Genomic DNA, 25,143 nt, shown 5'->3' with positions numbered 1-25,143 from the left:
ACAGCGCGCCCGCCTCGTTCCATCCAACAGATGCCGCTGTCTCTCCAGCGCGTCCCGCCGTCTCTCCGGCGTGTCAGCAGCGCCTCAGCGCCGCCGGTGAAGGGGCTTTTACGGACACCCCGAATGAGTCGCAAGACCTAATTCAACAAAATTCGACAGCTTTTTGAATTTGCCGGATCTTGAGGCGGCGGGCCGTTCCCAAACCGCCCCAAGGCGCTGCTCAAACACCGCCCCCTCCAAGAACCGGCCTCCGCAACCAGATGCACGTGATACACATAAAGGCACAGCCAGGAGCGATGCGGCGTGGGTGCAGGGCTAGCCTCGCCCAGCCGGGGCAATCGAATTGGCGGTATCCAGCAGATACGGCACCAGCTCGCGCTCGACCCGTTCCGGCGTCCAGTGGAAGGCCGATACCGAACATTGCACCGCCCCATGGCCCAGACCATCGGCACCGCGTATCGGGGCGGAGATGCCAATCTCGTTCAGGATCATCTGGTCCTGCGTGATGCTGAAGCCGCGCTCTGCCGTGCGCGCCATCTGACGCGCCAGCTCGGCCCGGTCCATGGTCGTGCGCGCCGTCATCTGCCGCAGGGGCCAGGTCTCGACCGCCGCGCGCCAGTCGGCCTCGGGCCAGGTCGACAGGATCGCCTGCCCCGGCGAGGCCGACAGCGCCGGCAGGTGGCGCCCGATCAGCGTCGCCTCGTAATTGGTGCGCTGGCAGGGCAGCCGGGCGACATAGACGATGCTGGTGTCCGACAGCTCGGCCATGTTCACCGTCTCGCCCAAGCGCTGCGACAGCTCGATCAGCTTGGGCATTGCCAGCGCCACCAGAGAATCGGACCAGTAATAGGCATAGGCCAGTCCCAGCCAGGCATGGGTGGGGCGAAAGCGCTTGGTATCCGGATCGCGGTGCAGAAAGCCCTCAACCATGAGTGTATTGGCCAGCCGCTGCACTGCGCTTTTGTCCATACCGCTGAGTTTGACCATCTCGGTCAGCGACAGATGCGTGTTGGTGCGATTGAAAACCTTCAGCAGTTTCAACCCCTTGGCAAGTGATGACACATAGAGCGTATCCTGCTTGCGTGGCGCCTCAACGGGGGTGTCCCCCGGCTGGCCGGTGATTTTCCGTCTTGACGCCATGGCAGCGCATACCCTTTTATGGTCCCTATAACGATACCGAGTATCATATAATAATACAATTTGCAATCCCATCTCTGCGCCACACAACCTGTGGAGATTTGAAGCCAACATGGAGAGAACATGAAACGCATCCTGATCCCGGCCGCCGCCCTTGCGATGACCGCCGCCGCCAGCGTGCAGGCCGGCAAGTCCGACGACGTGCTGAATGTCGCCTTCACCAAGGAGCTGGAAAACGTCGACAGCTACTTCAACTCTTCGCGCGAAGGCGTGGTGCTGCAACGCGCGGTCTGGGACGGGCTGATCTACCGCGACCCGGAAACCAACGAATACAAGGGCAACCTCGCCACCTCCTGGGAGTGGATCGACGATGTCACGCTGGAGCTGAAGCTGCGCGAAGGCGTGACCTTCCACAACGGCGAGCCCTTTGATGCCGATGACGTGGTCTATACCGTCAACTTCGTTGCGGATGAATCCAACGGCGTGAAGACCCAGCGCAACGTGAACTGGATGAAATCCGCCGAGAAGATCGACCAGTACACCGTCCGCATCCACCTGAAGGCGCCCTTCCCCGCCGCGATCGAATTTCTCTCCGGCCCGGTGTCGATGTACCCCAATGAATATTACGCCGAAGCCGGCCCCTCAGGCATGGGGCTGAAGCCCGTCGGCACCGGCCCCTACAAGGTGACCTCGGTCGAGCCGGGGCGGCATTTCGTGCTTGAGAAATACGAAGGCTACCACGACAGCCCCAAGGGCCAACCGTCCATCGGCACCGTCGACATCCGCACCATCCCGGACGTGAACACCCAGATGGCCGAGCTGTTCAGCGGCTCGCTTGACCTGATCTGGCAGGTGCCCGCGGATCTGGCCGAAAAACTGGACCAGATGGGCAAGTTCACCGTCGCCAATGAAAGCACCATGCGGATCGGCTATCTGACGCTGGACGCCGCAGGCCGCACCGGCGAGGACAGCCCCTTCACCGACGTGCGCGTGCGCCAGGCAGTGGCCCATGCCATCGACCGCGAGGCGCTGGTCAGCGCTCTGCTGAAAGGCAAGAGCCAGGTGATCTCCACCGCCTGTTTCCCCAGCCAGTTCGGCTGCGACCAGGATGTGACCAGCTATGACTACGATGTCGACAAAGCCAAGGCGCTGCTGGCCGAAGCCGGCTACCCGGACGGCTTCAAGACCGAGTTCTACGCCTACCGCGACCGCGAGTATGCCGAGGCAATTGCCAGCTTCCTCAATGCGGTTGGCATCGAGACCGACTTCAAGATGCTGCAATATTCCGCCCTGCGCGAATTGCGCATGAAAAGCGGCTCGCCGGTGTCGTTCCAGACCTGGGGCTCCTACTCGATCAACGACACCTCGGCGATCACCAGCCAGTTCTTCAAGCTCGGCTCGCTGGATGATGCCCGCGACGCGGAAGTGGCGGGCTGGCTGGATGCCGCCGACAGCGCCACCGACCCCGCGGTGCGCCAGGAAAACTACTCAAAGGCGCTGAAGAAGATCGCGGACGAGGCCTATTGGGTGCCGATGTTCTCCTACAACACCAACTACGTGTTCACCCCCGAGGTCACCTATACGCCGACCCCGGATGAGGTCCTGCGCTTCACCGACATGGACTGGAAGTAAGCAGACCAGCGCGGCGGCGGGGCAGGTCCCCGCTGCCGCATGCGCCGCCGCGGCGGCCGTCCCTGCAATACCCAGCAAAAGAGGTTCACCTTGCTGCGTTTCATCCTGAAGCGGGCCGGGCTGGCGATCCTTGTCGCCTTCACCGTCTCGCTGATCTCCTTCAGCCTGCTGTTCCTGTCCGGCGATCCCGCTGCGGCCATCGCCGGGGAACACGCCAGCGACCAGGACATCGAGGCCATCCGCCGGATCTACGGCTTTGACCGCCCGATGCTGCTGCAATACTGGGAATGGCTGTCCAGCGCTCTGATGGGCGATTTTGGCGAAAGCTACTATTTCAAACTGCCGGTGGCCGGGCTGATCGCCGAACGCCTGTCGATCACCATGACCCTGGGTGTCTGCGGCATCTCCTTTGCGCTGCTGACCGCGGTGCCGCTGGGGGTTGCTGCCGCGATCCGCCCCAATTCGCTGCTCGACCGCTTTGCGCTGTTCCTGTCGGTGGCCGGTCAGGCGATGCCGAGCTTCTGGTTCGGCCTGATCCTGATCGTGGTGTTTTCGATCCAGCTGGGCTGGCTGCCACCATCGGGCACCGCAACGCCGCTGCATTTCGTGATGCCGACCATCGTGCTGGGCTACTACGCGATGCCCGCGATCATGCGGCTGACCCGTGCGGGCATGCTGGAGGTGCTGTCGTCGGATTACATCCGCACCGCCCGCGCCAAGGGCGCGCCGGAGGGACTGGTGATGTTCAAACACGCGCTGCGCAACGCCATCATCCCGGTGGTGTCGCTGGCGGCGGTGCAGATGGGCTTCATGCTGGGCGGCTCGATCGTGGTTGAATCGATCTTTGCGCTGCACGGCGCCGGCTACCTGGCCTGGGAATCCATCAGCCGCAACGACCTGCCCACCGTGCAGGCGCTGATCCTTGTTTTCTCGATGTTCTACATCGTCTTCACCTTCCTTGCCGACGTGCTGAACGCCTGGCTGGACCCGCGCATGAGGGCCGGATGACATGACCCAGACTGCAGATCCTCTTCTTCAGGAAATCACCGGCCCGACCCCGGGCCAGCTGCTGCGCAAGCGCATCTTCGGCCATCAGGGCCTGCTGATCGGCAGCATCGTGCTGGGCCTTCTGGTGATTGTCGCGCTCTTCGCGCCGCTGATCGCCCCGCATGACCCCTATGCCCAAAGCCTGCTGGCCCGGATGGAGCCGCCGGTGTTCCTCGGCGGCAGCTGGGAGCACCCCCTGGGCACCGACCACCTGGGCCGCGATTACCTGTCGCGCCTGATCTACGGCGCCCGCGTATCGCTGCTGATCGGCTTGGTGGCGGCGCTGATCTCCGGCCTCATCGGCACCGCCATGGGGGTTGCCGCGGGCTATTTCGGCGGCCGCGTCGATGCGGTGGTGACTTTCCTCATCAACGTGCGCCTGGCGATGCCGGTGGTGCTGGTGGCGCTGGCTGTGGTGGCCATCTTCGGCGGCTCGCTGACCGTGGTGATCACCGTGCTGGGCCTGCTGCTGTGGGACCGCTTCGCGGTGGTGATGCGCGCCTCGACCCTGCAGGTGCAGGGCCGCGAATATGTCGCGGCAGCCCGCGCCATCGGCTGTTCCAACACCCGCATCGTGATGTCGGAAATCATGCCGAACATCGTCAACAACCTGATCGTGGTGATCACGCTGGAAATGGCCCATGCGGTGCTGCTGGAAGCGGCGCTGTCGTTCCTCGGCCTTGGCGTGCAGCCGCCGACGCCCTCCTGGGGGCTGATGGTCTCCGAGGGCAAGCAGATGATGCTGTTCGAGCCCTGGCTGGTGCTGATCCCCGGCTTCGTGCTGTTTGCGCTGGTGCTGTCGATCAATCTTCTGGGCGACGGTCTTCGCGACGTCACCGCGCCTGAAAACCGTAACTGAGGGAGGCAGGCATGACAGACACACCGATACTCTCCGTCCGCAACCTGACCATCGACATCCCCGTCGGCGGCGGCACCCTGCACGCGGTGCGCGGCATCGATTTCGACCTCAACCGCGGCGAGACCCTCTGCATCGTCGGCGAAAGCGGCTCGGGCAAGTCGCTCACCTCGCTGGCGCTGATGGGACTGCTGGGCAAGAAGATCTCACGCCGGGCCGACCGGATGGAATTCGACGGCATCGACCTGATGAAAACCAGCCAGCGCGGCATGCGCAAGCTGCGCGGCCTGCGCATGTCGATGATCTTCCAGGAGCCGATGACCTCGCTCAACCCCGCCTATACCATTGGCGATCAGCTGGCCGAGGCGCTGCTTTTGCACAAGAAGGTCAGCCGCGAACAGGCCCGCGCCCGCGCGGTGGAGCTGCTGGAAAAGGTTGGCATCACCGCCGCCAAGAGCCGCCTGTCGCAATATCCGCACCAGCTGTCGGGCGGCCTGCGCCAGCGGGTGATGATCGCCATGGCGCTGATGTGCGAGCCGGAGCTGATCATCGCCGATGAGCCGACAACCGCGCTCGACGTGACCATCCAGGCACAGATCCTGCGGCTGCTGGTGGATCTGCAAAAGGAACTGGGCATGGCGATGATCCTGATCACCCATGACCTGGGCGTGGTGGCCCGCGTCGCCGACAAGGTGGCCGTGATGTATGCGGGCGAGCTGGTGGAAACCGGCCCCGCGGCGGATGTCTTTGGCGCACCCGCGCATCCCTACACCCGCGGCCTGCTGCGCTGCATCCCGGTGCCGGGCAAGACCGAGCGCGGCGCCGAGCTGGGCACCATTCCCGGCATCGTGCCCTCGCTGGTCGGCGAGGTCTCGGGCTGCCCCTTCCGCACCCGCTGCGACCATGCCGTTGACTCCTGCCGCCAACCCATCCCCCTGCGCGAGCAGCAGGCCGGACGCCACAGCTTCCGCTGTGTGCATCCCGACGGCCGCGCCGCCAGCCCCCAAGAGGTGCCCGCATGAGCGATACCCCCGTTCTGGAACTGCGCAACGTGACCAAGACCTATCAGGTCAAACAGGGCATGTTCGCCACCCCCAAGCCGCTGAAGGCGGTCAATGATGTCTCGCTCAGGATCGGCCGCGGCGAGGTGCTGGGCCTGGTCGGTGAATCCGGCTGCGGCAAATCCACCCTCGCCAAGATCCTCCTGGGGCTGGAACAGCCCACCGAGGGCCAGGTTCTGGTCGACGGCAAGGAGATCGGCGCGCAGAACCGCTCGGAACTGGCGCGCCGCATCCAGCCGATCTTTCAGGATCCCTATTCCTCGCTTAACCCGCGCAAAAGCATCTATGACATCATCTCGCTGCCCCTGCGGGTGCATAATGTCGGCGACAGCGCCAGCCAGGAAAAGGCGGTGCGCGAGATCCTCGACATTGTCGGCCTGCCCGCGCGGGTGATGAACACCTACCCCAGCCAGATGTCCGGCGGCCAGCGCCAGCGGGTGGCAATTGCCCGCGCGCTGATCATGAAGCCCGAGATCGTCATCTGTGACGAGCCCACCTCGGCGCTGGATGTGTCGGTGCAATCGCAGATCCTCAACCTGCTGGGCGAGCTGCGCCGCGAATTTGGCCTCACCTATCTGTTCATCAGCCACAACCTCGCGGTGGTGGAGCACCTGGCGAACCGGGTGGCGGTGATGTACCTCGGCCGCATCGTCGAGGAGGCCAGCGTCGAAGGGTTGTTCGACCGCCGCCGCCATCCCTACTCGGACGCGCTGCTGCAATCGGTGCTGACGCCGGATCCCGGCATGGGCGTACCCGACACCCATCTGGGTGCCACCTATCCCAACCCCATTGACCCGCCCAAGGGCTGCCACTTCCACCCGCGCTGCGCCAAGGCAATGGCCCAGTGCAGCCAGGCCGCGCCGCTGACGGTGCCGACCGAGGACGGCAGGGTCGAATGCCACCTCTACGGTGCCCAGGCGCCGGCGGCATAGGAGGGGACAGCGATGATAACAAGCCTTTCCGAAACCCAGATCACGCGCAAAACCGTGATCGAAACCGAATACGGCGTGGTTGCCGCCCAGCACAGCCGCGCCGCGCGCATCGGCGCCGAGGTGCTGGCGGCGGGCGGCGATGCCGTGGATGCCGCGGTGGCGGTCTCCTTTGCCATCGGCGTGGTCGAGCCGTGGATGAGCGGCCCGGCAGGCGGCGGTGCCGCCATGCTGTGGCGCGCCGATGAGGGCCGCGCCTATGCGCTGAACTATGGCATGCGCGCGCCGCAGGGGCTGGACGTCGCCCATTACCCGCTGTCGGGCGAGGGCAAGGCGGGCGATCTCTTCCCCTGGGAAAAGGTGGTGGACGACCGCAACGTGCAGGGCGCAACCGCGATCGCCGTGCCCGGCACCGTCGACGGCAACGCCAAGGCCCATGCCCGCTTTGGCCGGATGCCCTGGCACGACCTGCTGAAGCCCGCCGTCGCGCTGGCGCAGGAAGGACTGCACGTGGATTGGTACGCGGCGCTGATCATCGCCTCCGCCACCCGCGCGCTGGCACAGGACCGCGACGCAGCGGCGCTGTTCCTGGAGGACGGCCAATGGCCCACCATTGCAGGCTGGACCAGCCTGTCCGACAAGCGCATCGACATGTCCCGCATGGGGGCAACCCTCGCCCATCTGGCCGAGGCAGGCCCGCGCGATTTCTACGAGGGCGACATCGCCGCCGCCATGGCCGCCGACGTGCAATCCAAGGGCGGCTTCCTGTCTCTCGAAGACCTCAAATCCTACCACGCCGAGCTGCTGGACCCGCTGTCCTTCGACTACCGCGCGGCCCGCTTTGACGTGATGCCGGGGCTGACCGCCGGGCCGACCTTCCGCGATGCGCTGGCGCATCTGGAAACGGCCTTCACCCCCGGTGACCAGCCCGGCGCCGAGGCCTTTGCCGCCTATGCCGCGGCGCTGAAATCGGCCTATGCCAAGCGGCTGGCGGGCATGGGCGACGATGGCGAGGATGCCAATGCGCCGGGCTGCACCACCCATTTCTCGGTGGTCGACCGGCACGGCAACATGGTGTCGCAGACCCAGACGCTGCTGTCGATCTTCGGCTCGCGCGTGGTGTCGCCGCAGACCGGTCTGCTGATGAACAACGGCATCATGTGGTTCGACCCGGAACCGGGCAAGCCGAACTCCCTGGCGGCGGGCAAGCGCTGCCTGATGAACGTCTGCCCGGTGCTGGGCAAGGCGGATGGCAAACGCTTTGCCTTTGGCGCCTCGGGCGGGCGCAAGATCGTCTCGGCGATGACGCAGCTGTCGTCCTTTGTCGCCGATTTCGGCATGGATGCGGAGGCCGCCTTCCACCATCCGCGCATCGATGTCTCGGGAGGCGACATGGTCGTGGCCGACGATAGCCTGCCCGCCGATGTGCTGGCCGCCTTGCGTGCCAGCCACCCGGTCACCACGACCCGCCGCACCGTGTTTCCCTATGCCTTCGCCTGCCCGGCGGGCGTGCTGCGCCAGAACGGGCGCAACAGCGGCTGCACCGAAATCATGTCGCCCTGGGGCGACGCCATCCCTGAGAAGACGGAGACCACATGAGCCAAGATCCCGGACGCGGCGGCGCCATCGCGCGCGCCAGCCGCTATTTCGACGACGGCACGTTCCAATCCGACCTCGCCGCCTGGGTCGCCCACCCGACCGAAAGCCAGAACCCCGAGGCCGCCCCCGCCCTGCTGCGCTACTTGCAGGAGGTGATCCAGCCGCGGCTCGAAACCTCGGGCTTTGCCTGCGAAATCTTTGACAACCCCGACCCGTCGGGCGGGCCATTGCTGGTGGGCGAGCGGATCGAGGATCCGGCGCTGACCACCATCCTGACCTATGGCCATGGCGACGTGATCCGCGCCCAGACCGAGCAATGGCGCGAAGGTCTCACGCCGTTTGAGCTGGTCGAGGAAGGCGACCGGCTCTATGGCCGTGGCACCGCCGACAACAAGGGCCAACACCTGATCAACATCGCCGCGCTGGAAGCGGTCCTGGCCGAGCGCGGACGCCTTGGCTTCAACGTGAAAATCGTGGTGGAGATGTCCGAGGAGACCGGATCGGCCGGGCTGTCTGAATTCTTTGAAGCACAGAAAAGCCGTCTCAAGGCCGATGTGCTGATCGCCTCGGACGGGCCGCGGTTGCAGCCGGACACGCCGACCATGTTCATGGGCTCGCGCGGCGGTGTCAGTTTTGACCTGGAGCTGGACCTGCGCGAGGGCGCGCATCATTCCGGCAACTGGGGCGGCCTGCTGGCCGATCCCGCGATCATCCTGTCGCATGCGCTGGCCACCATCTGCGACCGCCGCGGCCAGATCCAGATCCCGGAATGGCGCCCCGACAGCCTGACCGACAGCGTGCGCGCGGCCCTTGACGGGCTGCCGCTGGAGGGCGGCGACGGCCCCAGCATTGACACCGAGTGGGGCGAGGAAAGCCTGACCCCGGCAGAGCGGGTGTTCGGCTGGAATGCCTTTGTGGTGCTGGCGATGACCAGCGGCGTGCCGGAGGCGCCGGTCAATGCCATCGCACCCTACGCCCGCGCCACCTGCCAGCTGCGCTACGTGGTGGGCACCGACCCCGAGGACATCCTGCCCGCGCTGCGCCGCCATCTGGACGCCCACGGGTTCGAGACGGTGAAACTCGTGCCCCATGATCGCGGCTTCTTCCGCGCCACGCGGCTGGATCCGACCGATCCCTGGGTAACCTTCACCGCCGCTTCGCTGGCTGAGACCGCGGGCAAACCGCCCCATATCCTGCCCAACCTCGCAGGATCGCTGCCCAACGACAGCTTTGCCGACATCCTTGGGCTGCCGACGGTCTGGATTCCGCATTCCTATCGCGGCTGCTCCCAGCACGCGCCGAACGAACATGTTCTGAAACCGGTCTGCCGCGACGCGCTGCGCTGCATGGCCGGGCTGTTCTGGGATCTGGCCGCTGCCACTGCCACGGGCACCCGCCGCGCGCACTAGGCAGGCAGGCCCGCCCGGCCCCGCTGGACACACGCCGCGCCCCCTTGGCGGGGGCGCGGCGACAGGGATCAGAAATCCCAGTCTTCATCCTCTGTCGCGACCGCCTTGCCGATCACATAGGATGAGCCGGAGCCGGAAAAGAAGTCATGGTTTTCATCGGCGTTGGGCGACAGCGCCGACATGATCGCCGGGTTCACCGCGCAGACCTCATCCGGGAACAGCCCCTCGTAGCCCAGGTTCTGCAGCGCCTTGTTGGCGTTGTAATGCAGGAAGTGCTTCACATCCTCGGTCAGCCCCAACCCGTCATAAAGGCTCTCGGTATAGCGCCCCTCGATGTCGTAAAGGTCAAACAGCAGCGAGAAGGCAAAATCCTTCAACTCCTGCTGCTGGGCGCCATCCAGCCGTTCCAGCGCGCGCTGATACTTGTAGCCGATGTAATAGCCATGCACCGCCTCGTCGCGGATGATCAGTCGGATCAGGTCGGCGGTGTTGGTCAGCCGGGCGCGGCTCGACCAGTGCATCGGCAGGTAGAAACCGGAATAGAACAGGAAGCTCTCCAGGAACACGCTGGCGATCTTCTTCTTCAGCGGGTGGCTGGCGGCGTCATATTCATCCAGGATCAGCCGCGACTTGGCCTGCAGGTGCTCGTTTTCCTCCGACCAGCGAAACGCCTCGTCCACCTCGGCGGTCTGGCAAAGGGTTGAAAACACAGAGGAATAGCTGCGCGCATGCACCGCTTCCATGAAGGCGATGTTGGTCAGCACGGCCTCTTCATGCGGGGTCTGCGCATCCCGCATCAAGGCAGGCGCGCCGACGGTGTTCTGGATCGTGTCCAGCAGGGTCAGCCCGGTGAACACCCGGATCGTCAGCTGCTGTTCCTCCGGTTTCAGCTGCGACCAGCTCTGGATGTCATTGGACAGCGGCACCTTTTCCGGCAGCCAGAAATTCACCGTCAGCCGGTTCCAGATCTCCAGATCCTTGTCGTCCTGCAACCGGTTCCAGTTGATCGCGCGCGGCACGGCACGGGCGGTGGGAAGGTCTCTCATCTCGTCAAATCCTCAGTCAGTCCGAACCGTCACAGCGAGCAGGACACGCAGCCCTGCACCTCGGTGCCTTCCAGCGCCATCTGGCGCAGGCGGATGTAGTAGATGGTCTTGATGCCCTTCTTCCAGGCGTAGATCTGGGCGCGGTTGATGTCGCGGGTGGTCGCCGTGTCCTTGAAGAACAGCGTCAGCGACAGGCCCTGGTCCACATGGCGGGTGGCCGCGGCATAGGTGTCGATGATCTTCTCCGGCCCGATTTCATAGGCGTCCTGGTAGAATTCCAGGTTGTCGTTGGTCATGTAGGGCGCGGGGTAGTAGACGCGGCCGATCTTGCCCTCCTTGCGGATCTCGATCTTCGACGTGATCGGATGGATCGAGGAGGTGGAGTTGTTGATATAGCTGATCGAGCCGGTCGGCGGCACCGCCTGCAAGTTTCGGTTATACAGCCCCTGCCGCATCACATCGGCCTTCAGCGCCTGCCAGTCCGCGCGGCTGGGAATGGCAATGCCTGCCTCGGCAAACAGCTGTTTCACCCGATCGGTTTCCGGCATCCAGTCGGCGCTGACGTAATCGTCAAAGAAGCTGCCATCGGCATATGTCGACCGCTCGAACCCCTTGAACACCTCGCCCTTCTCCTGCGCGATTTTGTTCGAGGCCCGCAGCGCGTGATACAACACGGCGCAAAAGTAGATGTTCGTGAAATCAATGCCCTCGGCGCTGCCATAGTGAATGTGCTCGCGCGCCAGGAACCCGTGCAGGTTCATCTGCCCCAGGCCGATCGCGTGGCTTTCGTCATTGCCGCGCCGCACGGAGGGCACCGAGTCGATCGCGCTCATCTCCGACACCGCGCTCAGCGCGCGCACGGCGGACTCCACCGTGGCCGCCAGATCGCCGCCATCCATCGCCCTGGCGATATTCATCGAGCCGAGGTTGCAGGAGATATCCGTGCCCAGGTGCTTGTAGCTGAGGTCGTCATTGAACTCCGACGCCTCGTTCACCTGCAGGATTTCCGAACAAAGGTTCGACATGGTGATGCGCCCGGCCACCGGATTGGCGGCGTTCACCGTGTCCTCGAACATGATATAGGGATAACCGCTCTCGAACTGGATCTCCGCCAGGGTCTGAAAAAACTGCCGGGCATTGATCTTCTGCTTGCGGATGCGCGGATCATCGACCAGCTCGTGATAGCGCTCGCTGACCGAAATCTCCGAGAATGGCACCCCGTGCACCTTCTCCACATCATGCGGCGAGAACAGGTACATGTCCTCGTTTTTCTTCGCCAATTCAAAGGTGATGTCGGGGATCACCACGCCCAGTGACAGGGTCTTGATACGGATCTTCTCATCCGCATTTTCGCGTTTGGTGTCGAGGAAGCGCAGAATATCAGGGTGGTGCGCGTTGAGGTAAACCGCCCCCGCCCCCTGCCGCGCGCCCAGCTGGTTCGCGTAGGAAAAGCTGTCTTCGAGCAGTTTCATCACCGGGATCACGCCGGAGGACTGGTTCTCGATGCCTTTGATCGGCGCACCATGTTCGCGGATGTTGGTCAGCATCAGCGCCACGCCGCCGCCGCGCTTGCTCAGCTGCAACGCCGAGTTGATGCCGCGGCCGATGCTTTCCATGTTGTCCTCCAGCCGCAGAAGAAAGCAGGAGATCAGCTCGCCCCGGCTCTTCTTGCCGGCATTCAGGAAGGTGGGCGTGGCGGGCTGGAAGCGGCCAGTGATGATCTCCTCCATCAGCCGCAGCGCCAGCGCCTCGTCGCCGCGCGCCAGCGTCAGCGCCACCATCACCACGCGGTCCTCGTAGCGTTCCAGGTACCGGCCGCCATCGCGGGTCTTCAGCGTGTAAGAGGTGTAATACTTGAAAGCGCCCAGGAAGGTCGGAAAGCGGAATTTATGCGCATAGGCCGCGTCCCAGATCCGGTGCAGGAAGGCGCGGTCATATGGCTCCAGCACCTCAGCCTCGTAGTAGCCTTCCTCAACCAGATACCCCAGTTTTTCATCCAGCGAATGAAAGAACACGGTGTTCTGATTCACATGGGTCAGGAAATACTGCCGCGCCGCCTCCCGGTCGGCCTCGAACTGGATGTTTCCCTCCGCATCATAAAGGTTCAGCATGGCGTTCAGCGCGTGATAGTCGCGCTCGCCGGTTACGCTGGAATCGAGCATTCCGTCCCCCAGAATTTCTGCAGCCCGGCGCGAACGCGGGCGATGTCGGTTTCGGTGCCGGCCAATTCAAAGCGATACAGCACCGGCACATTGCATTTGCGGGCGATCACGTCGCCCGCCAGCGCGAAGGTTTCGCCAAAGTTCCGGTTGCCCGCGCCGATCACACCGCGCAGCAGCGCCCGCAGGGGCGGCTGGTTCAGCAGCCGGATCACCTGCTTGGGCACGGCGCCGCGCCCCTGCCCGTCCGCATAGGTCGGACAGATCAACACGAAGGGCGCGAGGATCTGCGGCAGCGGGTCGCCGTGGCGCAGCGGCAGGCGCGTGGCCGCAAGGCCAAGCCGCGTGGCAAAGCGATGGGTATTGCCGGAGCCGCTGGAGAAATAGACCAGCCCCGCCACGGCGTCAGGCCAGGCGAGCGATCATGTCGGGGCGAAAGCCCGCCCAATGGCTCTCCCCGGCGACCACCACCGGCGCTTGGCGATAGCCCATGTCCTGCACCTTCTGCAGCGCCGCACTGTCCTCGCTGAGGTCGATCACCTCATAGGCCAGCCCGCGCGCATCCAGCGCGCGGGTGGTGGCGGTGCATTGCACGCAGGCCGGTTTGGAATACACGGTGATGGTCATTGGTCTGGTCCCTATCTGCTGTTGCGGACAAGGGGACAGGGTCACGGGCGGCGCTGCAGGGGGCAGGCCGGTCCACGCACCCAGGCCCGCCGCCTGTGGTTCACGTCTCATCAGCCCTGGCAGGTCTCCTGGCTTGCGGCTCCGACGTCTGGCCCGCCTTCCCGGCGCCGGTGCGCCAGTGGCATATGGGGTTTGACTCGCCGCTTACAGTTGCGGGGGCAGCACCGGAATTGCACCGGTTTCCCTCTTAGCCTCTGATGTGAATCACAGGCACCAAAGCCACTCCATATAGGGTTATACCCTAGCCACCCGTCAATATGTTGTTTTCGATATCCACAGGAAAAGCCGCACGGGTCTCAGCCCCGGTGCCACACCAGCGGGGCCGGGTCCTCGCGAAAGGCAAAGCGCAGCAGATGGCTTTCCACCACCTCGCAGGTCTGCGCCAGCTCGGCCGCGGTCGCGGACGTGACGTGAATGCTCAGCCGATCCGCGTCATGGCGCAGCTGCGCCAGACCGCAGACGAATTGCAGCTCCGCCCCCTCCGGGCTCTCGACGACCGGGATCTTGTGACCGAAATGGCGGACGAGGCGCGTATAAAGGCCTGCGGCCTGCGCCGAGTGGAAAACCGCGCGTGTTTGCATTGCTGCTCCTTAGAATTGATAATAGCCAAGATACTGGCAGATATTGATTTTAAACCGTTTCAACACGCCGCGCCCGGCGTTGGTCTGCGTTCTGGGCGTTTGCATTGGTGCCACCTGAAAGGACGCGACCATGACCACCCGCCCCGGCCCCTCGCCGAACGCCGCCTTCTTCGGAGACGACGACGAAGCGATTGCCTACAACCGCGCCTGGTTCAACATCATGCGCGCCCACCGCAAGTTCCACCCGCGGATCGCGCGGGCGCTGAAGAGCCATGGCATCAATGACCCGATCTGGTACGAGATCCTGCTCGAACTGGAGCGCGCCGGTGCCGACGGCCAGCCGATGGCGGCGCTGGAGGACAAGCTGTTCGTGCCGCAATACGCGCTCTCCCGACATGTGGCCCGGATGGAAAAGGACGGGCTGCTGCGGCGCGAATTCATCGCCGACGGGCGGCGCAAGCAGATCCTCTTTCTCACCGACCGCGGCGCCGGGCTGCATGCGAAGATCTGGCCAACCTATTGGGAAGCGATGCAGACCGAGATCGGCCAGCATCTGACCACCGAGGAGGCCTATGCCCTGTCGCGCCTGCTGATCAAGCTGCTGCCGTGAAGCCGCGCCGCAGGCGGCTTCACGGCTGATCCTCAGAACCGCGCGACCGCCTCGATCATAAAGGTGCGTCCCGGCTCCTTCAGCGGCACGATCGAAGCATATTCACCGCCATAGGTGGCCCGGTCGGCGTAGTCCGCGTCAAACAGGTTCTGCACCGAGGCGCGCAGGGTCACGCCGTTCAGCGACGGCGGGGTATATTCGGCGAAGACGTTCACGACCTCATAGCCGTCCAGCTCCTGGGTGCCCGCTCCGCCGGTGTCGTAGTCGCGGGCCAGATCCAGGCTGCCGCCCACGAGCAGGCTGTACTGCGGCAGTTCCTGCTGGATCTGCAATGCCAGCACCTGGCCCAGCGGCGCCCCCAGATCGCGCGCCTCGTAGCTGCCGGTGGAACCGCCGTTGAGCTCGATGTCACTGTCGGTGAAGCTCAGGCGCACGAAACCACCAAGCCAGCCGTAGGTCGCGCCCAGGCTGTAGCCTTCGCTTTGGAAATCGATGTTGCCCGAATTTTCACGCGCATTCTCGACCTCGGTACGAAAGACCTCGGCCCCCAGCGTAAGATTGCCCGCGCTCCAGTCGACGCCGAGGTTGAAATTCTCGGCCCGCGAACTTTCCAGCCCGGCATAGGTCCAGCCCGGATCGAAGACGTAGTTGTCTTCCAGCTGGATGCCGCCGAACACGCTCGAATACCCCGCCCGCAGCGACAGCGCGTCCGTCACCTTGTAGCGCGCCGACAGGTTGCCGCTGGCACCGGACACGCTCAGCTCCTGGCCGCCAGAGCCGGTGAAGTCCTGCCAGTCATACCGCAGGCCCGCCGACAGCTTCCAGCGGTCCGAAGGCTCCAGCCGGGCCTGGGCGAACAGGCCGATGTTGTCGGCAGCTTCACGCAGCCCGCTGGTGGAGGGGTCAGAGTACTCGGACTCCCGGTCGTAATAGTCCAGACCGGCAACGATGGTGCTGCGCTGCGACAGGTGGAAGGTGTTCTGCACCTTGGCCGACAGGGTGCTGGAGACGCCCTTGCTGCCATAGGGTTCCGGCACCCGCACGTCGGCCTCGGAATAGCCCAGCACCGCTTCGGGATCCCACATGCCTGTGTCGATCGTGCTCTCGTAGCGCAGGCTGTAGGTGGTGCGTTCAGTGTCGTAACGCCGGGTCAGCGGAACTGGACGCCCGCCGATCACCTCGCCGATGTTGGAGCGGTAGGGGCGGATCGCATCATCGCTGATCTGCTGGCCGGTCAGCTCCAGCCGGTGGCCGGTGTCGGATTCATAGGCCAGCTTCAGCAGGCGGCTTTGCAGATCCGCGGCGGTGCCCTGCACCACGTTGCCCGAGCCGTCCTCGTAATCGTCGCCGGTGGCCGATTTCAGATAGCCAAGCGCCTCGAAACCGCCCGAACGGGTGGCCAGCGTCAGCGACCGGCTGAACGTCGCACCATTGTCGCCGTAGCTCAGCCGCGCAGTGCCACCGAAGGTTTCGCCATCGGCCAGCACATCCGCGGCATCGACCGTCTCCATGATGACCGCGCCGGCCACGGCATTCGGGCCGGTGTCGGCGGCAGCCACGCCGGGGTCGACGCGAACGAATTTCAGGATACCGGGGTCAAAGGCATTGGCGCTGACGTGGTGGAACACGCGGTTGTTCTGCAAGGCCCCGTCCAGCGCCACGGTCAGGTTCAGCATGTCGATGCCGTTGACAAAGATCTTCTGCGCAATCGGGATCGCCCCCCCAACCGAGACAGAGGCGATGCCGCTGAACACGTCCTTCAGGTCGCCGGAGCGCGCCCGGTCCAGTTCGGCGTCGGCCACGTAGACCGAATTGTCGCGGTCAGCGGCATCGCCGACCGGGTCCTGCTGGCGCACCACGATCGGGTCCAGCGACAGGACGGTGGATGTCGTTTGCTCCGCCGCGGCGGGCAAAGCGGTCAAAAAGGTAAGAGCGGTGCCGCACAAAAGGCGGGCCCGCGGCGCGGTGAAGGCGGCCATGGTAGTTCCCCAAGTTTCAGGTTGCGTGCTGGGCTTGCCCTGAAACGGGGCTGGCGAGGCGGTTCACCCGGCTTTTAGGCAGTTTCCCCTTGACATGCAAGTGCATGTTAATGGCGCACCGCGTTTCAGCCCCCTGCCCCGGCGCCTGCCTGCCGTTGTCTTTCCGCTCAGGGTTGGTCTGCTCTGGTCTCGTGAACGAGGCGCGCGCTGCGATCAGACCAGCACCACCGGGCGACCGCCGACGCTGTGTACCGGGGCCGCGGTGCCAAAGACCTGCTCCAGCATCGCCGCCGTCACGGTCTCCGCCGGGGCACCGTCCGCAACCACGCGTCCCCCCTTCAGCACCACGATGCGGTCGGCATAGGCGGTGGCATAGTTGATGTCATGCAGCACGATCACGACGGTGCGCCCCTGGTCGTCCGCCAACTGGCGCAGCTGCGCCATCAGGCTGCGGGCGGCAGCAAGGTCGAGGTTGTTCAACGGCTCATCCAGCAGCAGGAAATCCGTATCCTGCACATAGGACATGGCGACGAAGGCGCGCTGGCGCTGGCCGCCCGACAGCGTCTCCAGCTGGCGGTCCGCCAGCGGCCCAAGGTCGAACTGCGCCAGCGCCGCTTCGACGCGGGCGCGGTCCGCGGCCGTGGGGCGGCCGCGATGATGCGGATAGCGGCCAAAGCCGACCAGGTCGCGCACCGTCAGGCGGCTCGAGGCGTTCACCTGCTGCGGCAGGATCGCCAGCTTGCGCGCCAGCGCGCGGTCGTCGCATCGGCCCAGCTGCATGTCGTCCACCCGGATCTGCCCCTGCTGCAGCGGCTGCAGCCGGGCGATCAGCGACAACAGCGTCGACTTGCCCGCCCCGTTGGGCCCGGCCAGCGCGATCACCCCGCCGCGCTCCAGCCGCAGTGACACGTCGGTCAGGATCTGCGCCGGACCGATCCGGTGGCTGACGGATTGAATCTCGATCATTGTTTCAGCCCTTTCAGCAACAACGCCAGGAACACCAGCCCGCCCAGGAATTCGACCACCACGCTCAACGGCGTGCTGAGATGCATCACCCGCTCCATCACCCATTGGCCGCCGGTCAGAACCACCCCGGCCATCATCGCGCTGGCGGGCAGCAGCACCGCATGGCGGTGGGTCGGCAGCACGAGATAGGTGAGCGCCGTCACCAGCAGCCCGAAGAACGCCACCGGCCCCACCAGCGCGGTCGAGACCGAAACCAGCAGCGAGATCACCAGCAGCGCCTGCCACTGGCCGCGCTGCGGATCCTCGCCCAGCGACACCGCCGCCACCGGCCCCAGCGCCAGCACGTCGAGCCGGAACCGCATCCGCCAGGCTGCCAGCAGCGCCACAAGGCACAGCAGCGCGGCAATCGCCACGAGGTCGGTCTCGGCCCGCGAAAACCGCGCATAAGACGCCGCCTGCACCACCGCGTATTCATTCGGGTCGATCACCCGCTGCAGGAAACTGGTGATCGATCGCAGCATCACCGCCAGAACCACCCCGGTCAGAACCATCCGCATCAGGTCGCCGCGCCCGGCCCTCAGTACCGCGCCGAACAGCGCCAGCGCGGCGCCGCACATCAACACCGCGCTCCCCGCCATCACCCATTGGCGGTCCAGCAGCAGAAACTGCTGCGCGCCCATGGCAAAGACCATGCCGCTGAGCAGCAGGATATAGAGCGCGTCGAACCCCATGATCGAGGGCGTCAGCAGGCGGTTGCCTGTGATGGTCTGAAACAGCACCGCCGCCACCGCCTGCGCAGTGCCCGCCAGCAACAGCGCCGCCAGCTTCTGGCCGCGGAACATCAACGCAAACTCCCAGCTGCCCTTCACCCCCGTGAACAGGTAGGCAAGACAGCAGGCCAGCAGGGCCAGCGCCAAAAGCAGCATCCGGTTACGCAGCATGCGCCCCCCGGCCATAGAGCATCCACAAGAAGACAGCGGCGCCCAGAATGCCGATCACCGTCGCCGCGGGGATCTCGAACGGGTGGATCAGCAGCCGCCCGGCCAGGTCCGCGGCCAGCACCAGCGCCGCCCCCGCCAGCGCCGTCACCGGCAGGCTGCGGCGCAGGTTGTCGCCGGCCAGCCGGCTGACCAGATTAGGCACCACCAGCCCGACAAAGGGGATCATCCCCACCGTCACCACCGTCAGCCCGGAGACCAGCGCGATCACCACCAGCCCCGCCAGCACCACCTGCCGGTAATTGAGGCCCAGGTTCAGGCTGACCGCCTCGCCCAGGCCCAGGATCGACAGCTGGTCCGCCACTAGGTAGCTCGCCAGCGCCGCCAGCCCGGCCAGCCACAGCAGCTCATAGCGGCCGCGCATGGTGCCGGAGAATTCCCCACCAAGCCAGATTTCCAGGTATTGCAGCATGTCGGCCTGAAAGGCGGCATAGGCCGTGGCCGCCCCGATCACGCCGCCATAGACCAGCCCCACCAGCGGCACCAGCAGCGGCTGGGTCGGCGGCAGCCGCCGGGTGATGGCAAAAAAGCCGAGGCTGCCCGCCAGCGCGGTCAGCGCCGCCAGCGCCATCTTCACCGGCAGCGCCGCCCCCGGCAGCAGCACCGAGGTCAGAAGGATGCCCAGCACCGCGCTCTGGCCGGTGCCGGCCGTCATCGGCTCGACAAAGCGGTTCTGCGCGATCAGCTGCATGATCTGCCCCGCCACCGCCAGCGCCGCACCGGTCAGCAAGGCCGCCAGCGTGCGCGGCAGGCGGCTGTCGCGGATCAGCTCCCAGCCCTCGCCGGAGGTCAGCAGCGCCCGCGCGTCCAGCCCCGCCACGCCCGCAAGCAGCGAGGCGCAGACCAGCGCGAGCAGCGCCAGAAGGGCAATCAGCGTTGCGCGGGCCACCGGCTCAGCGGCCTTCGAACGCCGCGGTCAGCTGGTCCAGGGTGCGGTTCATCGACTGGATGCCGCCGCCCGCGATATAGATGTCAGCGGCGTTCAGATAGACCACCTGCCCCGCCTGCCAGGCCTTGGTTTCCCGCACCAGCACGTTGTCCAGCGTTGCCGCCGCGCTCTCGCCCGGACGGCCGATGGCGGCCAGCCGGTCCACCACGATCAGCCAGTCGGGGTTGGTCTCCTGAATGAACTCGAACGAGATGCTTTCGCCATGCACCGACTCGCCGATCTGCGGCGCGGCCTCGGACAGGCCGACGCTGTCATGCAGCCAGCCAAAGCGCCCGCCGCGCCCATAGGCCGAGATCTTGGGGCCGTTGGTCATCACCACCAATGCCGTCCCCTTGCCCGCCGCGGCGGCCTTTGCCTGCGCCAGCCGGGCTTCGAACTCGGCCCGCAGCGCCGCGGCCTGCTCCTGGCGGCCGAAGATCTCGCCATAGGCCGCAAGCCGGGCCAACGCGTCCGGAATGGTGTCATAGCTGACGGTCATGTCGATCGCCGGGGCGATGTTCGACAGCGGCTCCACTTGGTCCGAGCTGCGGCTGCCCACCACGATCAGATCCGGCGCCATGGCGTGCAACGACTCGACGTCAGGTTCCCAGAAGGTCCCCAGGTCGGCCGCCGTCTCCGCCACCTCATCCAGGTAGTCCACGTAAAGCGCGTTCAGCGTTCCGGCAATCGGCACCCCCAGCGCCGTCAGCGTGTCCGCCGCAGCCACATCAAAGACGGCGACGGTTTCGGGTTTCAACGGCGCCTCGGCAGGGCCGCGGAAGGTATCGACGGTGACGGTCTCGGCCAGCAGCGGCGTGGCCACCATCAACGAAACGGCACAGGCAAGCGTACGGAAAACCATGGATGGCCCCCTTGGAAATACAGAATTTGTCAGGATTTCAGGCTTGCGCCATGCTGCGGCATGTCACTGGCTGGCGCTTCCTTGCCACAGACCGCCGCGAAACACCATATCCCATTCACCTTTGCCGCTTCCGGCGAACACAGGCGTCCCCTGCAGAAACCCTACCCCACAAAAAATTTTTCGTTGGGTAAGATCGCCAACTGTATTACCCTACAAAAAATACTTTGTAGGGTAAGCGCCATGATCCACCCCCACAGCGCCATCGCTGTCGCCGCCTGGACCGATCTCCTGCGCCTGTTGCGCGACAGCAGCCTCGGCACCCTCAGGGGCAGCCCCCAGCGCAAGGCCATCGGCAACAAGCACTACTGGTACGACCGTTACCGGCTCGGCAATGACGTGGTCGACCGGTACATCGGCGAAGACACGCCAGAGCTGCGCGCGCGGCTCGAACGGCAGGCCGAAATCACCCGCCAGGCCAAGGCCAGCGAGCGCGAGCGGGCCCGGCTGATGCGAGTGCTGCGGGCCGAGGGCTACCTGATGCCGGATGCTCAGACCGGGCAGGTGCTGATGGCAATGGCGCGGGCCGGGGTATTCCGGCTCGGCGGCACCCTGGTCGGCACCCATGCCTTTCGCCTCTACGAGGGCGAGCTGGGCGTGCGTATCGGCTTTGACCAATCTGCAATGACCGACGACATCGACATCGCCAGCTTCGAACGCCTGTCCGTGGCGCTTCAGGACCAGGTGGACGAACCCTTGGCGGACGTCTTCTCACAACTGAAATTCGACCCCCTGCCCGCGCTGGAGCCGGGCCGGACCTGGCGCTGGCGCCAGACGGACCGCTCCACGCTGGTGGAATTTCTCACCCCCTCCTTCAGCGCCGAGGAAGGCCTGCGGGAGCTGCCCGCACTGGGGGTCTGCGCCCAAAGCCTGCATTACCTCAACTACCTCATCGCCGAGCCGGTGCAGGTGCCGCTTCTTTACCGCAGCGGTGTCCTGGTACAGGTGCCCCGCCCAGAACGGTTCGCCATCCACAAGCTGATCGTCGCCAGCCGCCGCCGCGGTCGCGCCGAAGACCTGAAGGCGCGCAAGGACCGCGCCCAGGCCGCCTTCCTGATCGAGGTGCTGGCCGAAACCCGCCCCCAGGACCTGGCCGAAGCCTATGAAGAGGCCCGCGAAAACGGCCCCGCCTGGCGCCGCCGACTGGACGAGACACTGGCGCAGATGCCGGACAGCCTGGAGCGGCTGACCGCGCTGTAACCCTTTGCCGCGGTCCGGTCACACCGTCGCAGCGACCGGTCCCCCGCGGCAGTTGACAAGACCGCGGCCGCATACTACGCCACCATGGAACGTTCCATAATAAGCTTGGCACGGTGCCTGGCACGGTCGCCGACCTGAACCAACAGAGGTACCCGATGACAGGTTTTCCCTTTGCCCGCGTGGTCGCCATCGGCGAAGCCATGGTCGAAATGGCGCCGATCGGCGGCGACCAGTACCGGCGCGGCTTTGCCGGCGATACGTTCAACACGGCCTGGCACCTGTCACAGACGCTGACCGATCGCGCGACCACCGCCTTTGCGTCACGCATCGGTACGGACCCGCTGTCGTCGGATTTTGCCGCCAGCCTCGCCGCCGACGGGCTCGACACCAGCGCGCTCGCCCGCGATCCGCAGCGCACCATGGGCCTCTACCTGATCGAGCTTGACGGCGTCGAGCGCAGTTTTCACTACTGGCGCGGCCAGTCGGCCGCCCGCCACCTCGCCGATGACCCGCAGTGGCTGGCGCAGACCTTTGCGGACACCGGCTTGATCCACCTCTCTGGCATCACCGTTGCCATCCTGTCGGCCAACGCGCGCCAGAACCTGCTGGACGCGCTGGCAACGGCCCGCAGACACGGCACCAAAGTCTCCTTTGATCCCAACATCCGCCCCGCGCTGTGGTCCTCGGTGGCCGAGGTGCGCGAGACCATTCCCGCCTTCCTCGAAGTGACCGACATCGCCCTGCCCAGCTTTGACGACGAACAGGCCAACTGGCAGGACCCGGATCCGCAGGCGGTGCTCGACCGCATGTCGGCCCTCGGCGTCCGCGAAGTGGTGGTCAAGAACGGGGCCGGGCCGGTTGTCCTGCGAAGCGACGACGGCGATGACAGCATCGACACCCCCCCGGTCGAGGGCATCCGGGACACCACCGGGGCCGGCGATGCCTTCAACGCGGGCTACCTCGCCGCGCGCATCCTCGGCCATGCCCCCGGTGCTGCCGTGCGCCACGGCCAGGCCATGTCCGCAGAGGTGATCCGCCATCTCGGGGCGCGCCTGCCCGCGGGCAGCGTGCCGCGCCTTCCCGCCGCCGACTGATCCGGCGGCGCGCTCAGCCCGCCCCGGTCGCCGCGCCGCCGCTGGACTGGCGCTGCGACAGCCCGACCGGGGTTCGCGTGCTCGGGGCCGGCTGTTCTCCGGTTTCCAGCCACCGCACCACGGTCTGCGCGGCAAGGCCGCCGATGCTGGCAATGTCGCAGTGAACCGATGACAAGGCGGGATGGCTCTGCGCCGCCTCCTCGATATCGTCAAAGCCGCAGACCAGGATGTCCTCGCCGACACGGCGTCCCTGCTGGCTGAACCCGGCCAGCATCCCCAGCGCCACCAGGTCGTTGAAGCACAGCACCGCATCCACATCGGGCTGTGTCCGCTGCAACTGCGCGGCACTGGCACGGCCAAAGGCGCGGGTCGAGTCGCCGGTCAGCACGATCGGCGCCAGCCCGGCCCGCTGCATCTCGTCGCGATACCCGGCCTCGCGCTCCTGCGTCACCGCGCGCCCTTCCAGCCCCCCGACAAACGCCACCTTGCGGGCGCCCTGCTCGACCAGGTGGCGCGCCGCCATGCGGGCACCGGCGTGGTAGTCCGGCGCCATGAAGGGGAACTGCTCCAACCTGTCGTCCACCTGCCGCAGCATCTGCATGGCCGGCACGCCTGCCCGCGCGATCGCATCGAAGGTGGCCGTGGTTTCGCCATAGGCCGGGCACAGGATGAAGGCCGACACCCCGTGTTCAATCAGCGAGCCGACCACCTGGTGCTGCACCCCGGCATCCTCGCCCGCATTGGCGATCACCGCCGCATATCCCTTTTCGGCCAGGGCCATCTGCAGGGCGGTGGCGAACTCGGCAAAGAACGGGTTGCGCAGCTCGTTGATGACAAGGCCGATCAACCCGGCGTTCGCCATCCGCATGGTGGCCGCCGCGCGGTTGTAGACATAGCCCAGATCCGCCATCGCCTGCCGCACCTGCGCCCGGGTCTCCTCGCGCACCGAAGGGCTGTTGCGCAGAACCAGGCTGACGGTCGACTTCGACACGCCGGCCTGTTTCGCAACATCGATGATCGTCGGTCTGCGTGCCATGATGACTGCTACCCTGCTCTGTGGCCGCCAAGCGGCATCCGGTCCCCGGCGCGGCTGTTACCCCGGCACCGCTGCATCTTCAATCGCAAGGTCGGGCGCAAGGCGGCGCTCTGCCTCACCCCATTTCCGCCCTGCCCTGCGGCCCCCGCTGCCGTCACGGCGCAATCCGCCTCTCGGTCTCGGGATCAAAGGCCACCGCCTTCTCCATGTTGACGGCAAAGGAGAACTCCTGCCCCGCCGCGACATTGGCATCCGCCCGCATGCGCGCGATCACATCCCTGCCGCCAAGCTCCATTGTCACGAATGTATCGGCCCCCGCCGGTTCGGTCACCCCGATCCGGTTGCTCAGCCCGACAATGTTGGCGGAGTTCCGGTCCGCGCCCTCCGGGTCGGTGATCGCCTCGGGGCGCAGCCCCAGCAGGATCTCGCGCCCCTCCCAGGCGGCCATGTTCGGCTGGCTGAAGCGCAGCGCCTGTGCCCGCCCATCCTGGGTCGTGACCACCGCATGCGGCACCCCGTTGTGCTGGCCCACCCGCGCGGGCACCACGTTCATCGCCGGGCTGCCCATGAAGGTCGCCACATAGACATTGGCGGGCGTGTCGTAGATCTCCTTGGGGGTGCCGAGCTGCTGCACATAGCCCTGATACATCACCGCGATCCGGGTCGACAGCGTCATCGCCTCGATCTGGTCGTGGGTCACGTAGACGATGGTGGTCTTCAGCTTTTCATGCAGCTTCTTGATCTCGGTGCGCATGTCGACGCGCAGCTTGGCGTCCAGATTGGACAAGGGCTCGTCAAACAGGAACACATCCGGGTTGCGCACCAGCGCCCGCCCCATCGCCACCCGCTGCCGCTGACCACCGGACAGCTGGCCGGGCTTGCGGTCCAGCAGATTCTCGATCTGCAGCAGCCGCGCGACATCCGCCAGCGCCGCCTCGCGCTCGGCCTTCGGCACGCCGTGCATCTCCAGGCCAAAGGTCATGTTCTGCCCCACCGTCATGTTGGGGTAGAGCGCGTAGGACTGGAACACCATCGCGATGTTGCGCTTGGACGGATGCACCCCGTTCACCACCCGGCCATTGATCGCGATATCGCCCGAGGTGATGCTCTCCAGACCCGCAATCATGTTCAGCAGCGTGGACTTGCCGCAGCCGGAGGGGCCGACCAGCACGAGAAACTCGCCCTCCTCCACCTCGATATCGACCTGGTGCAGCACCTCCACCAGGCCGTAGGATTTGGTGACATTGCGAATATCAAGAAACCCCATGGG

At 65.7% G+C, this 25,143-nt stretch carries 23 protein-coding genes and 1 riboswitch; of the genes, 10 read left to right on the top strand and 13 right to left on the bottom strand.

The window, feature by feature from the left end:
• Nucleotides 1-315: 315 nt before the first annotated feature.
• Nucleotides 316-1,140 (bottom strand): IclR family transcriptional regulator, encoded by an 825-nt coding sequence (locus tag ACZ52D_RS20000; protein ID WP_464443667.1) that lies wholly within the window; start codon nt 1,138-1,140, stop codon nt 316-318.
• Nucleotides 1,141-1,260: 120 nt separating this feature from the next.
• On the opposite strand from ACZ52D_RS20000, the gene ACZ52D_RS19995 reads away from it, so the two are divergent.
• The 7 genes from ACZ52D_RS19995 to ACZ52D_RS19965 all read left to right on the top strand — a co-directional run bounded on the left by ACZ52D_RS19995 (nt 1,261) and on the right by ACZ52D_RS19965 (nt 9,670).
• Nucleotides 1,261-2,769: an ABC transporter substrate-binding protein gene (locus ACZ52D_RS19995; protein ID WP_464443666.1), complete on the top strand. Its 1,509-nt coding sequence runs from the start codon at nt 1,261-1,263 to the stop codon at nt 2,767-2,769.
• Between the two features lie 90 nt (nt 2,770-2,859).
• The gene (locus ACZ52D_RS19990; protein ID WP_222455913.1) at nt 2,860-3,777 is read left to right on the top strand and encodes an ABC transporter permease; all 918 of its coding nucleotides are present in this window, start codon (nt 2,860-2,862) and stop codon (nt 3,775-3,777) included.
• A 1-nt stretch (nt 3,778) separates the two neighbouring features.
• Entirely contained in the window at nt 3,779-4,675 is an 897-nt protein-coding gene (locus ACZ52D_RS19985; protein WP_222455914.1) for an ABC transporter permease, read from the top strand.
• Between the two features lie 11 nt (nt 4,676-4,686).
• The gene (locus ACZ52D_RS19980; protein ID WP_464443665.1) at nt 4,687-5,694 is read left to right on the top strand and encodes an ABC transporter ATP-binding protein; all 1,008 of its coding nucleotides are present in this window, start codon (nt 4,687-4,689) and stop codon (nt 5,692-5,694) included.
• On the top strand, nt 5,691-6,665 hold the full coding sequence (locus tag ACZ52D_RS19975) for an ABC transporter ATP-binding protein (RefSeq protein WP_464443664.1): 975 nt from the start codon (nt 5,691-5,693) through the stop codon (nt 6,663-6,665). Before ACZ52D_RS19980 ends, ACZ52D_RS19975 begins: the two co-directional genes overlap by 4 nt.
• Before the next feature lie 15 nt (nt 6,666-6,680).
• The gene (locus ACZ52D_RS19970; protein WP_464443761.1) at nt 6,681-8,261 is read left to right on the top strand and encodes a gamma-glutamyltransferase; all 1,581 of its coding nucleotides are present in this window, start codon (nt 6,681-6,683) and stop codon (nt 8,259-8,261) included.
• Nucleotides 8,258-9,670 (top strand): M20 family metallopeptidase, encoded by a 1,413-nt coding sequence (locus tag ACZ52D_RS19965; RefSeq protein ID WP_464443663.1) that lies wholly within the window; start codon nt 8,258-8,260, stop codon nt 9,668-9,670. Before ACZ52D_RS19970 ends, ACZ52D_RS19965 begins: the two co-directional genes overlap by 4 nt.
• A gap of 68 nt (nt 9,671-9,738) precedes the next feature.
• Here the strand turns inward: ACZ52D_RS19965 and nrdF are convergent, their stop codons facing one another.
• The 5 genes from nrdF to ACZ52D_RS19940 form a co-directional block, all read right to left on the bottom strand.
• Nucleotides 9,739-10,716 carry a class 1b ribonucleoside-diphosphate reductase subunit beta gene (gene nrdF, locus ACZ52D_RS19960; RefSeq protein WP_464443662.1) on the bottom strand — a complete coding sequence of 326 codons (978 nt, stop codon included), beginning with the start codon at nt 10,714-10,716 and terminating at the stop codon, nt 9,739-9,741.
• Nucleotides 10,717-10,745: 29 nt separating this feature from the next.
• Nucleotides 10,746-12,878, bottom strand: a complete 2,133-nt coding sequence (gene nrdE, locus ACZ52D_RS19955; RefSeq protein WP_464443661.1) for a class 1b ribonucleoside-diphosphate reductase subunit alpha — start codon at nt 12,876-12,878, stop codon at nt 10,746-10,748.
• Nucleotides 12,860-13,276, bottom strand: a complete 417-nt coding sequence (gene nrdI, locus ACZ52D_RS19950; RefSeq protein ID WP_464443660.1) for a class Ib ribonucleoside-diphosphate reductase assembly flavoprotein NrdI — start codon at nt 13,274-13,276, stop codon at nt 12,860-12,862. The genes nrdE and nrdI overlap by 19 nt, the downstream gene beginning before the upstream one ends.
• A 4-nt stretch (nt 13,277-13,280) precedes the next feature.
• A complete protein-coding gene (gene nrdH / locus ACZ52D_RS19945; RefSeq protein WP_222455922.1) occupies nt 13,281-13,502 on the bottom strand; it encodes a glutaredoxin-like protein NrdH in 222 nt (73 codons plus the stop codon).
• A 101-nt stretch (nt 13,503-13,603) separates the two neighbouring features.
• Nucleotides 13,604-13,795, bottom strand: a riboswitch (cobalamin riboswitch).
• A gap of 63 nt (nt 13,796-13,858) precedes the next feature.
• Nucleotides 13,859-14,143, bottom strand: a complete 285-nt coding sequence (locus tag ACZ52D_RS19940; protein WP_464443659.1) for a DUF2218 domain-containing protein — start codon at nt 14,141-14,143, stop codon at nt 13,859-13,861.
• 130 nt (nt 14,144-14,273) lie between these two features.
• On the opposite strand from ACZ52D_RS19940, the gene ACZ52D_RS19935 reads away from it, so the two are divergent.
• The gene (locus tag ACZ52D_RS19935; protein WP_464443658.1) at nt 14,274-14,753 is read left to right on the top strand and encodes a MarR family winged helix-turn-helix transcriptional regulator; all 480 of its coding nucleotides are present in this window, start codon (nt 14,274-14,276) and stop codon (nt 14,751-14,753) included.
• A gap of 32 nt (nt 14,754-14,785) precedes the next feature.
• On the opposite strand, the gene ACZ52D_RS19930 is transcribed toward ACZ52D_RS19935, so the two are convergent.
• The 5 genes from ACZ52D_RS19930 to ACZ52D_RS19910 all read right to left on the bottom strand — a co-directional run bounded on the left by ACZ52D_RS19930 (nt 14,786) and on the right by ACZ52D_RS19910 (nt 20,486).
• A complete protein-coding gene (locus ACZ52D_RS19930) occupies nt 14,786-16,732 on the bottom strand; it encodes a TonB-dependent receptor plug domain-containing protein (RefSeq protein ID WP_464443657.1) in 1,947 nt (648 codons plus the stop codon).
• Between the two features lie 213 nt (nt 16,733-16,945).
• Nucleotides 16,946-17,698, bottom strand: a complete 753-nt coding sequence (locus tag ACZ52D_RS19925; protein WP_464443656.1) for an iron ABC transporter ATP-binding protein — start codon at nt 17,696-17,698, stop codon at nt 16,946-16,948.
• Nucleotides 17,695-18,639, bottom strand: a complete 945-nt coding sequence (locus ACZ52D_RS19920) for an iron chelate uptake ABC transporter family permease subunit (RefSeq protein ID WP_369924483.1) — start codon at nt 18,637-18,639, stop codon at nt 17,695-17,697. Before ACZ52D_RS19920 ends, ACZ52D_RS19925 begins: the two co-directional genes overlap by 4 nt.
• Nucleotides 18,629-19,585: an iron chelate uptake ABC transporter family permease subunit gene (locus tag ACZ52D_RS19915; protein ID WP_464443655.1), complete on the bottom strand. Its 957-nt coding sequence runs from the start codon at nt 19,583-19,585 to the stop codon at nt 18,629-18,631. Before ACZ52D_RS19915 ends, ACZ52D_RS19920 begins: the two co-directional genes overlap by 11 nt.
• A gap of 4 nt (nt 19,586-19,589) precedes the next feature.
• Entirely contained in the window at nt 19,590-20,486 is an 897-nt protein-coding gene (locus tag ACZ52D_RS19910; protein WP_464443654.1) for a siderophore ABC transporter substrate-binding protein, read from the bottom strand.
• Between the two features lie 240 nt (nt 20,487-20,726).
• Between ACZ52D_RS19910 and ACZ52D_RS19905 the strand changes: the two genes are divergently transcribed.
• Nucleotides 20,727-21,743, top strand: coding sequence for a nucleotidyltransferase family protein (locus tag ACZ52D_RS19905; RefSeq protein WP_464443653.1), 1,017 nt, complete (start codon nt 20,727-20,729; stop codon nt 21,741-21,743).
• Nucleotides 21,744-21,898: 155 nt separating this feature from the next.
• Entirely contained in the window at nt 21,899-22,837 is a 939-nt protein-coding gene (locus ACZ52D_RS19900; protein ID WP_464443652.1) for a sugar kinase, read from the top strand.
• 13 nt (nt 22,838-22,850) lie between these two features.
• Here ACZ52D_RS19900 and ACZ52D_RS19895 read toward each other — a convergent pair whose 3' ends face one another.
• Both ACZ52D_RS19895 and ACZ52D_RS19890 read right to left on the bottom strand, forming a co-directional pair.
• Entirely contained in the window at nt 22,851-23,873 is a 1,023-nt protein-coding gene (locus ACZ52D_RS19895) for a LacI family DNA-binding transcriptional regulator (RefSeq protein WP_464443651.1), read from the bottom strand.
• Between the two features lie 154 nt (nt 23,874-24,027).
• Entirely contained in the window at nt 24,028-25,140 is a 1,113-nt protein-coding gene (locus ACZ52D_RS19890) for an ABC transporter ATP-binding protein (protein ID WP_222455933.1), read from the bottom strand.
• Nucleotides 25,141-25,143 lie beyond the last annotated feature (3 nt).

The organism is Leisingera sp. S2M4 (assembly GCF_055398055.1).
The sequence above is the reverse complement of the archived record's forward strand: the minus strand, read 5'-3'. Positions and strand labels throughout refer to the sequence as shown.

Bases quoted from the DNA above. Each gene is read 5' to 3' on its own strand.
- ACZ52D_RS19920 (WP_369924483.1), bottom strand. From the start codon at position 18,639: ATGCTGCGTAACCGGATGCTGCTTTTGGCGCTGGCCCTGCTGGCCTGC.
- ACZ52D_RS19910 (WP_464443654.1), bottom strand. From the start codon at position 20,486: ATGGTTTTCCGTACGCTTGCCTGTGCCGTTTCGTTGATGGTGGCCACG.
- ACZ52D_RS19965 (WP_464443663.1), top strand. From the start codon at position 8,258: ATGAGCCAAGATCCCGGACGCGGCGGCGCCATCGCGCGCGCCAGCCGC.
- ACZ52D_RS19940 (WP_464443659.1), bottom strand. From the start codon at position 14,143: ATGCAAACACGCGCGGTTTTCCACTCGGCGCAGGCCGCAGGCCTTTAT.
- ACZ52D_RS19975 (WP_464443664.1), top strand. From the start codon at position 5,691: ATGAGCGATACCCCCGTTCTGGAACTGCGCAACGTGACCAAGACCTAT.
- ACZ52D_RS19930 (WP_464443657.1), bottom strand. From the start codon at position 16,732: ATGGCCGCCTTCACCGCGCCGCGGGCCCGCCTTTTGTGCGGCACCGCT.
- ACZ52D_RS19890 (WP_222455933.1), bottom strand. From the start codon at position 25,140: ATGGGGTTTCTTGATATTCGCAATGTCACCAAATCCTACGGCCTGGTG.
- ACZ52D_RS19905 (WP_464443653.1), top strand. From the start codon at position 20,727: ATGATCCACCCCCACAGCGCCATCGCTGTCGCCGCCTGGACCGATCTC.
- ACZ52D_RS19985 (WP_222455914.1), top strand. From the start codon at position 3,779: ATGACCCAGACTGCAGATCCTCTTCTTCAGGAAATCACCGGCCCGACC.
- nrdH (WP_222455922.1), bottom strand. From the start codon at position 13,502: ATGACCATCACCGTGTATTCCAAACCGGCCTGCGTGCAATGCACCGCC.
- ACZ52D_RS19900 (WP_464443652.1), top strand. From the start codon at position 21,899: ATGACAGGTTTTCCCTTTGCCCGCGTGGTCGCCATCGGCGAAGCCATG.
- ACZ52D_RS19995 (WP_464443666.1), top strand. From the start codon at position 1,261: ATGAAACGCATCCTGATCCCGGCCGCCGCCCTTGCGATGACCGCCGCC.
- ACZ52D_RS19895 (WP_464443651.1), bottom strand. From the start codon at position 23,873: ATGGCACGCAGACCGACGATCATCGATGTTGCGAAACAGGCCGGCGTG.
- ACZ52D_RS20000 (WP_464443667.1), bottom strand. From the start codon at position 1,140: ATGGCGTCAAGACGGAAAATCACCGGCCAGCCGGGGGACACCCCCGTT.
- ACZ52D_RS19925 (WP_464443656.1), bottom strand. From the start codon at position 17,698: ATGATCGAGATTCAATCCGTCAGCCACCGGATCGGTCCGGCGCAGATC.
- nrdE (WP_464443661.1), bottom strand. From the start codon at position 12,878: ATGCTCGATTCCAGCGTAACCGGCGAGCGCGACTATCACGCGCTGAAC.
- ACZ52D_RS19980 (WP_464443665.1), top strand. From the start codon at position 4,687: ATGACAGACACACCGATACTCTCCGTCCGCAACCTGACCATCGACATC.
- nrdF (WP_464443662.1), bottom strand. From the start codon at position 10,716: ATGAGAGACCTTCCCACCGCCCGTGCCGTGCCGCGCGCGATCAACTGG.
- ACZ52D_RS19935 (WP_464443658.1), top strand. From the start codon at position 14,274: ATGACCACCCGCCCCGGCCCCTCGCCGAACGCCGCCTTCTTCGGAGAC.